The following is an 11,820-nucleotide window of genomic DNA, read 5'->3' on the forward strand; positions in this document are numbered from 1 at the left end:
TTGCTCAATGTAGCTTAACATAATAGCCGGATACAATAAGGCAGGCTTCATGAGCCTGCCTTAATTATTATGCCGCCTAAACGTCTTAGAATGGAGCACTAACGTCAGGTGCTACCTGTTTCAGTGCTGTTCTGAAGCGGTCTTTAATACCTTCCAGTGCTTCTTCTGTCTTCCCTTCAAAACGGAAGACCAGTACCGGCGTAGTATTGGAGGCTCGGCACAAGCCCCAGCAATCGGGGTAATCGACGCGGATACCGTCGATGGTCGTGCGTTTGGCATCCGGTCCGAAGTCGGTTTCGGTCGCAAGGCGCTTGACGAGGTCGAACTTGCCTTCATCGGTGACAGTGACGTTGATCTCGGCCGTACCGATGTCTTGCGGATAGCGACTGAAGAAGGCGTCAGCGTCAATGTTCTGCTTGGAGAGGATTTCCAGCAGGCGTGCGGCGGAGTAGATGCCGTCGTCGAAACCGTACCAGCGTTCTTTAAAGAAGATGTGCCCGCTCATCTCGCCAGCCAGTGCCGCCTGAGTTTCCTTCATCTTCGCTTTGATCAGCGAGTGACCCGTGCAGGAGATTTCCGGTACGCCACCGGCCTGTTCGATAATGCGTGGCAGATTGCCGGTACATTTGACGTCGAAGATGATGCGCGCCTTGGGCGAGCGTTCCAGCAGGTCTTCCGAGAAGGCCATCATCAGGTGGTCAGGATAGATAACTTTGCCCTGTGGTGTGACCACGCCCAGACGGTCGCCGTCGCCATCGAAGGCCAGACCGATATCGGCGTTGTGTTCCTTAACGGCTTTGATCAAGTCTTGCAGGTTTTCGACCTTGCCCGGATCCGGGTGGTGGTTCGGGAAGTGGCCGTCGATATCGTCAAACAGCGGGATGACCTCGACGCCCAGACGACGCACCAGTTCCGGCCCCAGCTCGCCGGTGACCCCGTTACCGCAGTCGACGACGGCTTTCAGCGGCCGCTGAAGAGTGATGCCTGAGGTGATACGGTTCAGGTAGTCTTCACGAATATCGTAAGTTTTGTATTGGCCTTGGCCTTCGGTGAAGTCCTGCGCCACGATGCGGTCGTACAGCGCTTTAATGCGGTTACCGGACAGTGTTTCACCGCCGATCATGATCTTGAAGCCGTTGTAGTCCGGCGGGTTGTGGCTACCGGTGACGGCAACGCCCGAGCTGCTTTCTTTCAGCGTACTGGCGGCGAAGTAGAGTACCGGTGTCGGCACCATACCGATATCAATGACATCACAGCCCGCCGCCTGTAGGCCTTCTGCCAGCGCTTTGGACAGCTTGGGACCGGACAGGCGGCCATCGCGGCCGACGATGACGGTGGACTGACCGCGGGCGCGTGCTTCGCTGCCGATGGCGCGGCCCAGCAGGGTAACGCCTTCGGGCGTCAGATCTCGATCAACGATGCCTCGGATATCGTAGGCACGGAATATAGTTGCAGGAAGAACTGTCTGGTTCGTCATGATGTTATTGCCTCAACAGTGAGCCCCTCATGTGGGAGGGGTTGGGTTCCGCCAGAAAAGAAATGCGGCTGTCTTCAATGACGTCCTGAGTGGCCGAAACCACCTTCTGCACGTTCGCTGGCATTGAAACTGTCGACAACGACTAGCTGTGCTTGTGCCACTGGGACTAGAACATACTGCGCAACGCGTTCGAACGGTTCTATCTCCACCGCTTCGGCACTGCGGTTCCAAAGCGAGATCATCAATTCTCCCTGATAATCGGAATCAATCAATCCGACTAAATTACCGAGCACGATGCCTTTCTTGTGGCCCAGACCGGAACGCGGCAGGATCACGCCAGCAAACGCCGGATCGCCGATATGAATGGCCAATCCAGTATGTACCAGTGTAGATTCGCCTGGCTGTAGCACGAGCGGTTCATCGAGCAGCACGCGCAGATCCATGCCCGCGCTTCCCGGCGTGGCATAATCAGGCAAACCGTGTTGGTGAACTCGTTCGTCGAGGACCTTGACTTCAAGACGTGGCATTACTGTTTCCGAATCAATTGAGTGTAGACTTGCAGGTTTACGCTGCGTTTCGGTGATCCAGCGACCGCCCCTTGAGGAGCGATCGTCCATCCCTTGTGGACACAGCACCACTAAAAACTATCTCCCTCGCGAGTGCACGCAGGAATACACGGTCATTCAGGGCGTATCTTGCGCTGCAGACGCGAGCGAGGCGGCGTTGACCCGAAGGATCTCATGCAGCAGGGCATGTGCCAGTGAGACCTTTGATTGCAAAGGAAGTTCGTGTGCTTGGACGCCCCCTTCCGTCTGCCAGTAAAGCGTCACGGCGTTGTCATCGCTGTCGAACCCCTCGTTAGCACCCACCTGATTGGCCACGATCATATCGAGCTTCTTGCGTGTCAGCTTATCCAGCGCATAGTGCTCTACGTCCTGTGTTTCAGCGGCAAAACCGACAACGGTAGGCCGACGTTCTCCCGCTGCGATCGTGGCGACAATATCGGGGTTCTTCACCAGTGTCAGGGTCAGCGTTTCTTCCCCTTTCTGCTTCTTGAGCTTGTGCTCGGCATAGGACGCGGCCTTGTAGTCCGCTACGGCGGCACTGCTGATGAAGAGATCACACCCTTCCTTCACGCTCTGCTGGGCGGCTGCCAGCATGTCATCTGCTGTCGTAACATCCACGCGACGTACACCGTGAGGCGTATCGAGCGTGACGGGACCACTGATCAGTGTGACGGAGGCCCCCAGTGCCTGCGCGGCTTCCGCAAGGGCAAAGCCCATCTTGCCTGAGCTACGGTTGGTCAGGTAGCGCACGGGGTCCAGTGGCTCACGTGTGGGGCCTGCCGTGACCGTGATCCTGAGGCCTGACGCAGGTTTTGGCGTGGTATCGCGCTGATAGGCCTGATGCAGCGCTTCGAGAATCGCCTCCGGCTCCAGCATGCGGCCCTGTCCAACATCGCCGCAGGCCTGTTCGCCTGCATCGGGGCCGACGATGTGCCAGCCGTACTGTTGCAGACGTTCCAGATTGGCCTGCGTAGCGGGGTGGCTCCACATGCCTTGATTCATTGCCGGGGCGATGAACAAGCGAGCGTGGGAGGCGAGACAGAGCGTGGTCAGCAGGTCATCGGCATGGCCGTGTGCCAGTGATGCCATCAGGTTGGCCGTTGCCGGCGCGATGACGATCACATCTGCCCAGCGTGCCAGCTCGATATGCCCCATGCCGGCTTCGGCAGACGGATCAAGCAGGGAGTCGCGTACTGCGTGACCGGTCAGTGCCTGAAAGGTGAGCGGCGCGATGAAGGCTTCCGCACCTCGTGTCATGACCACGCGCACATCTGCCCCGGCCTTTTTCAGCAGGCGAGCCAGATAGGCGCTTTTATAGGCGGCGATGCCCCCGCTGATGCCTAGCAGGACGCGGCGACCATGAAGAGGGGAAAGACTGTCGTTTGAACTCATGAGCGTAGGCATCCTGTCCTGTATGGCGGATCAAAAACAAAGCGGTATGGCGCTATCGCTTGAATAATATGGTGGTGAAAACCCGTGTGCGCCATGATCACTGAACTGTATCACCTGAGCGTGTTTTTGCGTAGCGGAGGCAGGTAAGGGCGATGAGTGTGATCGAAGAAAGCGACCAGCGGTAGGTAGGACGGATGGGAATAAAAGGAAGGTACAAATGAAAACGCCTGCCAGTGATGGCAGGCGTTTCGCTATCAGCTTCCAGAGGAAGCGGCAGAGACTTACGCTTTGGTCAGCGTGTCTTTGCTGATGACAGACAGGTCTTTGTCGCTGATTTCATAGACCAGCGGAGTACCTGTATCGATGTTGACACCCATGATGTCTTCATCGCTGATGCCTTCGATGTATTTGACCAGCGCGCGCAGGCTGTTGCCGTGTGCCGCGATCAGAACGTTTTTGCCATCGAGCAGCTGCGGAGCGATCTGGTCCTGCCAGAACGGAATAACGCGTTCCAGAGTGACTTTCAGGTTTTCGCCAGCCGGCAGAGTACGCGGATCCAGGTTGGCGTAACGCGGATCATTGACCGGGTGGAACGGGCTGTCAGTGCCTACCAGCGGCGGCAGTTCGTCGTAGCTGCGGCGCCAGATGTGAACCTGTTCGTCACCGTATTTTTCAGCGGTTTCTTTTTTGTTCAGACCGGACAATGCGCCGTAGTGGCGTTCATTCAGGCGCCAGGATTTGTATTCAGGAATCCACAGCTGACCCAGACCTTCCAGAGCGAAATGCAGGGTTTTGATAGCGCGAGTCAGTACGGACGTGTAAGCCACGTCGAACTGCAGGCCAGCTTCTTTCAGACGAGCACCAGCTTGCTGTGCTTCTTTGACGCCAGTTTCTGACAGGTTGACATCAACCCAGCCAGTGAACTTGTTGGCAAGGTTCCATTCGCTTTCGCCGTGGCGAATCAGTACGAGCTTGGCCATTAGAAGTATCCCTTGATTCGTGGATAGGAAAGACGTTATCGGCTTACCTGCAATTGCCTTCAGCAAGGCATGAAGGAAGAGCAAGGCCACCATGTGCGCACAGTATACCAGCCTGAACGGTCAAGTGCGGAATGTTGTATTCCCAGCTGCGACTATTTGTCAAAAGGCATGTTTCTTATCGGAAATGTCATGTGCTGGGAGATATTGAAGGCCCTTAAATCGAGCAAGATCAAGCCGATGACCTAAGGACTTTGACATGGATGGAGGGGATATGTCGATACGAGATTGGCCCGTAGAAGAGCGGCCACAGGAACGGCTACTGAGCGAAGGCAGCGAGCACCTAAGCGATGCAGAACTGCTGGCACTTTTCTTGCGTAGCGGACAGCCAGGGCAGAGCGCGGTATCGTTGGCGCGCCAGGCCCTCCACCATTTCGGTAACATCCGCAACCTGTTGTCTGCCGACTGTACGGACTTTTGCAGGATGAAAGGGCTAGGCGTCGTCCGCTATACCCAGCTTCAAGCGGCGCTGGAATTGTCGCGCCGTCATCTGGCCATTTCTCTGCACAAGGCAGATGCGCTCAACGCCTCTCATAAGGTGAAAGGGTATCTGAAAGCGCGTTTGAGAGACCTGAAACACGAAGTGTTTGCCGCGCTGCTGCTGGATACCCAGCATCGTATCCTCTCGTTCGAGCAGCTTTCGGCCGGAACTATTGATCAGGCGACCGTGTATCCGCGCGAAGTGGCGCGACTGATGTTGGAGCGCCATGCCGCCGCCGTTATCTTTGCACATAACCACCCCGCAGGACGCCCCGAGCCAAGTGATGCGGATATCCGTTTGACGCACACGCTGAAGGATGCGCTGGCCTTGTTGGACATTCGTGTGCTGGATCACTTCATCGTGGCTGATCAGCACATTGTGTCATTTGCCGAGCAAGGGTTGTTGTGAACACATGGTGGCGCGGTGAAAAACGTGGGGCGCGAGCAGGTGGCATGCCTTTATATACGAGGCGTGGTTGTGCACGAAGTGTGCTCATCGCCTATTCATGCGCTACGAGGCGTGCGTGTGCTGATCGACAGGCAGTACTGTTTTACAGCAAAGTCGCATGGCGTGTTCCGTGAGGACTCTATCCTCTATGTAATATGTGGATAAGAGTGAAGTGCCGTTTAAAATGTATTGATTTCGATGGTTTTTTTGTTTTTATAAATATAAAGCTTATCTATGTTCGTGGAAGACGCATTCGTATCCTTTAGGTTGAAAATGTGATGTGCGATAAGAGAAGGCCATAACGTATCCGTTACTCAAGGTACTAACAATATGAATAGTACGCCTTGACGCATGGTGTCATGCTGGCCAATAAGGTGTGTTGTTCAACCGACTGCCCGCAGTTCGTTCTTCTGCGATTGGCGTGCCATTGAATCGTCAATGGCTATTCTGTCGTATTGATATCAAGTGAGGACAGAACGAATGCTCCACCTCGATTGGCGATATGCACAAGAGGAAGTGCGGAAACGTGCCCAAGTGTAATGGGGTTCCCGCTATTGATGGCTTCTACCATCGTGCGGCGAGCACCATCATCGGGGAAGTCTGCGGCCATGACGTTAGGCTGTGGGCAATAGAAGTGGGCGCGCACGGTATGATCATTGATCGTGATCTGGCGATCTTCTTCCGTCTTGCACGGTGTTTGGGTTTCGAACAGCGTCACCCACGCATGATGAGCCACGTTGGCCACGCCGATATGAAGGTTGGTGCGGCCGTCGATATGCTGGGTGATGGCGGTGATGATGTCGCAGCGGTCGGTACAGATATCCCACGTCGTACGTTCGAGGGACGGCGACAGCTTACTGCCCGCGAACGGGTATATGTCCTTATGAGGCCATTCTTCAACGCGGCGGTACCAGTCTTCTTCAGAAATACCTCTGAAAAGCGGGAGGAGCGAACCGGTCTTGGGCGCGTAACCGCTAAGGATATGCCGGATAAGTGGCGTCTGGTCGTAGCGCCAGCCTAACTGTGCGCCCAACAGCACGAATACCGTACGGTCGCTTTCATCCTCCAAGGCATATAAGTCTGCTAGGTCTTGCCAGGCCGATATCGTGTCGTAATCGTGTTCGGGCAGGTGCGTGTCCGCATGGATGGCCCTCAATAGGTTCTCCCAGCACAGTCGAATGGTATCCATTTCGCTGGCTTGGGCAATAGTGCTTAGCTGGGCTTGCCGGATGAACGCAATACGTTCGCTAGAGATAGAGGCGCTTGTATCCGTTGTCGGTCTGACATAAGTGCAGCTGCTTAATAGTGCTGCCGAAAGCACTGTGGCAATGGATGTTACTATAGAGAAAGTGCGCGCCATGATATTCCTGTGTTTTATAAAGCATCATTGTTTTGAAATGCCAAGCGAATAGCCTTTCTTGATATATTGCATTATACACCGGGCGACTAGGCTGTGATAAAAGTTTGTCTTTATCTTTTAGTAACAGGTGTAATTGTGTCAACTTTAAGCCTGCTTTAAAGGCGTGATGAAGCGCTAAAGTAGGGGGCAGAAAAAGAGCGTATAAATAGAAGGCTAGATCATATCAAGAAGTAGCTAACCCGTATAAAGGGTTATTGTAACCGTGGTATGAGACGTCGCCGTTCAGTCATCCTGCAAGAGCCTATTTTGTAGGGTAGTCGTTGTCGGCTGCTTTCTGCTGTAAGTAATGGTATGTGTTCGTGTGGGTGAGTAACGTTTGTTGGGGCAATGTTCATGGCCCTATGAAAAAGACTGCTCCAACACAGTGGAAAGCCTCCTGTTGAACCTCATGACCTGTTCTCATCTCATTTTACTTATTCTTGTTGTTGGCTCGATAGCACTGGTGAGGTTCTAAGAGGCTGTTTCATAACCTGAGCGATCGCTTCTACCCTTTCTAAACTAGACGGTTTCTAGCGCAATATTGTGGTTTGACGTCCCTTAAATGACATGGGTATGGGAGTTATGAAACACGCTCTAAGTGTGCGTTGCCTTTGGGTCGGTCGCTAATCGTCCTGAAGTCGGGCATAGGTTGTCGTGGGCGTCATCGCTGGGGCATCACACACGTGTTGGCGTTGAGGCATCGTCTTTGAAAGAGGGCGTGGGTCGACAGTGTAAGGCGATTAACGGGGTGCCCAGTGTTTATTGGTGATGCTGAAAAGTAGGCACTGAATGAGGTGAGCAACTCGATGAGGGCATGCGAAAAGGGCGGACGGTACTTGTTTTTGGCTAGTCGGGGCGCCGTAATGCGTGATCTGTATGTCCCGAAACAAAAAGCCAATGTTGTTGCTTGGCGAAAGCGTACTAGAACGTTCAGCATGGGCATGGAGATGATGCGTTGCCATAATCATAAGAAAGTAGCTGCATGCGTTGACGGGGGCATGCCATGTCCACTGTCCACTGTCCACTGTCCACTGTCCACTGTCCATTGTCCACTTCCCACTTCCCACTTCCCACTTCCCACTTCCCACTTCCCACTTCCCACTTCCCACTTCCCACTTCCCACTTCCCACTTCCCACTTCCCACTTCCTACTTCCTACTTCCTACTTCCTACTTCCTACTTCCTACTTCCTACTTCCTACTTCCTACTTCCTACTTCCTACTTCCTACTTCCTACTTCCTACTTCCTACTTCCTACTTCCTACTGTCTTGTCGCTAATGTGTTTTGCGCATGCGGTGGTACGGGGTGTGATGGTGGGTATAGACGCAACGGGCTCTCCAGAGGAGGCGCTGTCTTTTTTCGTGGGGGATGTATAAAGCGCGGATGATGTATAAAAAAAGCTGCCCGTGTGGCGTGCTGTTCTTGAGTGGCCCAGCGCGCGCCTGTAGGTCGATGGCTTCTATCCTTCTTTGCTGATACGCCGTTTCTTGTTATCTAGCATGGGGGTCTTGGACATAACGCGGACCGTTCATTGCCATGATTCAATACGTGTCTGTTCTTTGCTAATGTGGCGCGATGACACAGTGCGGCTTAAAAATATGCAGAACTTGTCGACAATCCTTGCCTTAGCTATGGGATATCGTCGCTAGCATGTGTACAATATGCGCCTGAGGTGCCGCACCAGGGTTGACACTTCACTTGTCGCGCTTGCCGACAGCGGTGTACTCTGGTATAAAATGCGGCCTTTGCTAGCAGGATGTCCGGGTTTCGTGCCGATGTCGCAACAGCGTGACCTTTGCAACATCGCCTTCCGGCCCCTGTAATTCACGTCAGTTGGATTCGAGTACTCCTGCGTGATGGTGCTTCGCCTTCCCAGATCAATGATCTTGGGAACGGCTGACAGCGCATGATTGACGCAACTCGAGCAATCTTGACGCGTTGTCTGTCTTGTCGATATCCCACATGGGACCAAGGCACTCAGCGCGAATGAATTTCTGGTTGGACCCGTCGCCACACGAGTTCGATCGGCCAGGCTAACGGTTGGAGGCACGCATGTCCCAGGTATGTCAGGTCACCGGCAAGCGTCCGGTGACGGGTAATAACGTTTCACACTCTCTGCGCAGAACTCGTCGTCGTTTTGTGCCGAACCTGCACACTCATCGTTTTTGGGTGGAAAGCGAGAAGCGTTTCGTCAAACTGCGCATTTCTTCTAAAGGCATGCGCATCATCGACAAAAAAGGCATCGATCAGGTTCTGTCTGAACTCCGTGCCCGTGGCGAGCGCGTCTAAGACACGCAATCTCGTTTAACGCTTTCGTTTTCAAGCTGGAGAGCATTCTCATGCGCGACAAGATCAAACTGGTCTCTTCTGCGGGTACTGGTCACTTCTACACTACCAACAAGAACAAGCGTAATACGCCTGACAAGTTGGAATTCAAGAAGTACGACCCGGTTGTTCGCAAACACGTGATCTACCGTGAAGCGAAAATCAAGTAACTTCTTCTCGAAGTCACTTCGCTTCGAGGCAACTTCGGCATTTTGTCAGTAAGGTGTCTCGCAGTGCATGGAAACCCGGCCTCGCTGCCGGGTTTCTTGCGTTTAGGTCTCAGGTACGGTCGGTAGGCAGCGTGCTGAACCTGCGCTACGTCCCCTTGTCATAGGGCCATGGCGCAATGTCCATCATGATTCAGGAGGTGTTCTGACATGCCAGAATTGCCGGAAGTCGAAACGACTCGACGTGGTATCGCCGAATATGTAGAAGGCCACCGTGTCGATGCGATGCGCGTGCGTCAGCGGCGCTTTCGTGTCCCCGTGCCTGATGGGCTTGAGCAGCGTATCGAGGGAGAGTGTTTCGGCACCCTTCAGCGGCGAGCGAAATATCTGTTGCTGCCCATCGCGGGCGGTCATCTGCTGTGGCATCTGGGTATGTCCGGCAGTCTGCGGCTGACGCAGGCGGATGCGCCGTTGCGCAAGCACGATCATATCGACCTCGATCTGAGTTCGGGGTGGCAGCTGCGCTATCACGATCCGCGGCGCTTTGGCTTCGTCGATTTCATTGAAGGCAATCCGCTGGACGACACGCGCCTGGCCTCGCTGGGGCCTGAACCGCTGTCGGCGGCCTTTACGGCCGAACTGCTGGCGGCCAAAGCCAAAGGCAAGCGGGTTGCGATCAAAAGCTTCATCATGGATAACGCTGTAGTGGTGGGGGTGGGCAACATCTACGCCAATGAGGCGCTGTTCATGGCTGGGATCGACCCGCGCAAGCCAGCGGGTCAGGTCAGTGAAGCGGCGCTGACGCTACTGGTGATGGCGATCAAGGACGTACTGACGGCCGCCATTGCACAGGGCGGTACGACGTTGCGCGATTTCGTGAGCGGTCAGAACACGCCCGGATATTTTGCCCAGCAGCTACGCGTCTATGGGCGCGGCGGTGAGCCGTGCATTCGCTGCGAGTGTCGCCTTGAGCAGGTCGTGATCGGGCAGCGTGCGACGGTATTCTGTCCCCAGTGTCAGCGTTAGCGCTGACCTTCATTTCATCCGTACCGTGCTGGGTTCTGTCTGGTAGCGGTGCGCATCATTGTCATGTCTCGAACGCTTTCTTCGGCCACACTGCGCATGATGGCGTTCAGTCGGTGTCATTTTTCTGTATTTGAAAGGATTATCCTGTCATGCAACGTCTTCGTCTTCGCAAAAATGCTGATCGTCGCCTCAAGGGCGGGCATCTGTGGCTGTACTCTAACGAGATCGACATCAAGGTCACCCCGCTGAAAGGCATTGAGCCGGGCGAGCAGGTCATCATCGAAGCCGACAACGGTCGTGAAATGGGCGTTGCCTACGTCAACCCCAACTCGCTGATCTGCGCGCGCGTGGTATCGCGTGATCCTAAGGTGGCGCTGGATCGTTCGCTGCTGGTGCACCGTTTCAATCAAGCGCTGTCACTGCGCAAGCAGTTCTTCAAAGAGCCGTACTACCGTCTGGTTCACGGTGAAAGCGACATGCTGCCTGGGCTTGTGATCGACCGCTTCGATGACATTCTGGTCATTCAGATCAACACCCAAGGGATGGCCCGAGTGGAAGCGGACATCATTGATGCCCTCGACAAAGTTGTTCGTCCGCGCGTCATCGTGATGAGCAACGACACCAGCGGTCGCCGTATGGAAGGTCTGCCGCTGGAATCCGTCGTCGTTCGCGGTGAGCTGCCGGAAGACGGTCTGGTCTCGCTGGTTGAGAACGGCGTCAAGTTCCAGGTTTCTCCGCTGGAAGGCCAGAAAACAGGTTGGTTCTACGATCACCGCGACAACCGCGCGTGGCTGAACCAGTGGGTCGAAGGCAAGCGCGTACTGGATGTCTTCAGTTACGTTGGCGGCTGGGGCGTGCAGGCTGCCGTTAACGGTGCGGCGTCGGTGACGTGTGTCGATGCGTCTGCCAAGGCGCTCAATGCCGTCGAGCGCAACGCTGAATTAAACGGTGTCGCTGATCGCGTTGCCACGATGGAAGGCGATGCTTTCGAGGTGCTGGCTGCGCTCAAAGAGCAAGGCGAGCAGTTTGATATCGTGATCGTTGACCCGCCTGCGTTCATTCGTAAACGTAAGGACCTCAACGTTGGCGAGCGCGCCTATGGTCGCCTGAACCGTGAAGCGATGCGTCTGCTGAAACGCGATGGTTTGCTGGTGTCCGGTTCCTGCTCCATGCACCTGCTGCCTGAGCGTCATAAGGACATCGTCCGCGGTGCTGCTCGCCATCAGGATCGCCATGCGCAGATCATTTTCGAAGGCCATCAGGGCAGTGACCATCCGGTTCATCCGGCCATCCCCGAAACGTCCTATCTGAAAGCACTGGGTGTTCGCGTCTACCGCGATTGATACGCAGTGCCTGTCGCGCGGTGAACGATACGGCCTCTGTCAGCGTCCAATACGCTAGAGGGGCCGTCATGCCCTGCAGTATCCCCCTGATCGTTTGTCGGTAGCGACGGCTGGCCGTTGCCCTGAACGAGGCGGCGACAGTGGCGATGTCTGCATGGGCG

The 11,820-nt window shown here is 55.0% G+C and carries 10 protein-coding genes; 5 read left to right on the forward strand and 5 right to left on the reverse strand.

Annotated features, from left to right (window positions below; genetic code table 11):
• Positions 1-85 precede the first annotated feature (85 nt).
• The 4 genes from ACMHYW_RS02430 to ACMHYW_RS02445 all read right to left on the reverse strand — a co-directional run bounded on the left by ACMHYW_RS02430 (position 86) and on the right by ACMHYW_RS02445 (position 4,415).
• Positions 86-1,477 (reverse strand): phosphomannomutase/phosphoglucomutase, encoded by a 1,392-nt coding sequence (locus tag ACMHYW_RS02430; RefSeq protein WP_414500733.1) that lies wholly within the window; start codon positions 1,475-1,477, stop codon positions 86-88.
• A 74-nt stretch (positions 1,478-1,551) separates the two neighbouring features.
• Positions 1,552-2,004: a dUTP diphosphatase gene (gene dut, locus ACMHYW_RS02435; protein ID WP_414500734.1), complete on the reverse strand. Its 453-nt coding sequence runs from the start codon at positions 2,002-2,004 to the stop codon at positions 1,552-1,554.
• A gap of 156 nt (positions 2,005-2,160) precedes the next feature.
• The gene (gene coaBC / locus ACMHYW_RS02440; RefSeq protein ID WP_414500735.1) at positions 2,161-3,435 is read right to left on the reverse strand and encodes a bifunctional phosphopantothenoylcysteine decarboxylase/phosphopantothenate--cysteine ligase CoaBC; all 1,275 of its coding nucleotides are present in this window, start codon (positions 3,433-3,435) and stop codon (positions 2,161-2,163) included.
• Positions 3,436-3,716: 281 nt separating this feature from the next.
• Entirely contained in the window at positions 3,717-4,415 is a 699-nt protein-coding gene (locus ACMHYW_RS02445; RefSeq protein ID WP_027704849.1) for a 2,3-diphosphoglycerate-dependent phosphoglycerate mutase, read from the reverse strand.
• A gap of 271 nt (positions 4,416-4,686) precedes the next feature.
• On the opposite strand from ACMHYW_RS02445, the gene radC reads away from it, so the two are divergent.
• Positions 4,687-5,361, forward strand: a complete 675-nt coding sequence (gene radC / locus ACMHYW_RS02450; RefSeq protein WP_414500736.1) for a RadC family protein — start codon at positions 4,687-4,689, stop codon at positions 5,359-5,361.
• 481 nt (positions 5,362-5,842) lie between these two features.
• Here radC and ACMHYW_RS02455 read toward each other — a convergent pair whose 3' ends face one another.
• Entirely contained in the window at positions 5,843-6,760 is a 918-nt protein-coding gene (locus ACMHYW_RS02455; protein WP_414500737.1) for a hypothetical protein, read from the reverse strand.
• Between the two features lie 2,090 nt (positions 6,761-8,850).
• Here ACMHYW_RS02455 and rpmB point away from each other — a divergent pair.
• The 4 genes from rpmB to ACMHYW_RS02475 all read left to right on the forward strand — a co-directional run bounded on the left by rpmB (position 8,851) and on the right by ACMHYW_RS02475 (position 11,659).
• Entirely contained in the window at positions 8,851-9,087 is a 237-nt protein-coding gene (gene rpmB, locus ACMHYW_RS02460; RefSeq protein WP_027704853.1) for a 50S ribosomal protein L28, read from the forward strand.
• 50 nt (positions 9,088-9,137) lie between these two features.
• Positions 9,138-9,293, forward strand: coding sequence for a 50S ribosomal protein L33 (rpmG, locus tag ACMHYW_RS02465; protein WP_027704854.1), 156 nt, complete (start codon positions 9,138-9,140; stop codon positions 9,291-9,293).
• 207 nt (positions 9,294-9,500) lie between these two features.
• A complete protein-coding gene (mutM, locus tag ACMHYW_RS02470) occupies positions 9,501-10,316 on the forward strand; it encodes a bifunctional DNA-formamidopyrimidine glycosylase/DNA-(apurinic or apyrimidinic site) lyase (RefSeq protein WP_414500738.1) in 816 nt (271 codons plus the stop codon).
• A gap of 149 nt (positions 10,317-10,465) precedes the next feature.
• On the forward strand, positions 10,466-11,659 hold the full coding sequence (locus ACMHYW_RS02475) for a class I SAM-dependent rRNA methyltransferase (protein ID WP_414500739.1): 1,194 nt from the start codon (positions 10,466-10,468) through the stop codon (positions 11,657-11,659).
• Positions 11,660-11,820: the final 161 nt, after the last annotated feature.

The organism is Zymobacter sp. IVIA_12111.31 C1, assembly GCF_047495495.1.
Lineage (GTDB): Bacteria > Pseudomonadota > Gammaproteobacteria > Pseudomonadales > Halomonadaceae > Zymobacter.